We start from the raw sequence: 544 nt of genomic DNA, 5'->3' as shown, positions 1-544 counted from the left end.
CGGTCCCCACCACGGCTGTCATCGCGGCGGAAGGACGGACGGTCGCCGGAACGCTCGTCGCGACGGAACGACGGGCGGTCGCCACCACGGTCGTCACGGCCACGGAAACCGCCACGGTCGCCACCACGGCTGTCGTCGCGGCGGAATGACGGACGGTCATCGCGGCGGAAACCGCCACGGTCGCCGCGATCGCCACCACGGTCACCACCGCGGTCGTCGCGGCGGAAGGAGGGACGGTCGCCGCCACGACGGTCGTCGCCACGGTCGTTGGACCGACGCGGGTCGCCGCGGTAGCCGCCACGATCACCGCGGTCACCACTGTCCCGTCGCCGCTGATCGCGCTCCGGTCGGTCGTCGGGAGAGTTGGTGGACATCGGGTGACTCCTGTCTTCGGGTACCACAAGCATTGTAAAAACAAAAGGACCCCTGGTCCCAGCTGAACGCTGGGACCAGGGGTCCTCCAAAGATTGTTCGGCGGCGTCCTACTCTCCCACAGGGTCCCCCCTGCAGTACCATCGGCGCTGTGAGGCTTAGCTTCCGGGTT

General features: G+C 68.6%; 1 protein-coding gene and 1 rRNA gene. Both read right to left on the bottom strand.

Annotated features, from left to right (window positions below; genetic code table 11):
* The coding region (locus tag GT030_RS20125) for a hypothetical protein (protein WP_202460327.1) at window positions 1-316 on the bottom strand (316 nt) is incomplete at its 3' end.
* A gap of 153 nt (window positions 317-469) precedes the next feature.
* A 5S ribosomal RNA gene (gene rrf, locus GT030_RS20120) occupies window positions 470-544 on the bottom strand; the annotation flags it as partial.

Origin of the sequence: Streptomyces sp. SID1328 (assembly GCF_009865595.1) — a bacterium.
GTDB classification, from domain to species: Bacteria; Actinomycetota; Actinomycetes; order Streptomycetales; family Streptomycetaceae; genus Streptomyces; species Streptomyces griseoluteus.
This window is presented reverse-complemented; position numbering and strand designations above follow the sequence as displayed.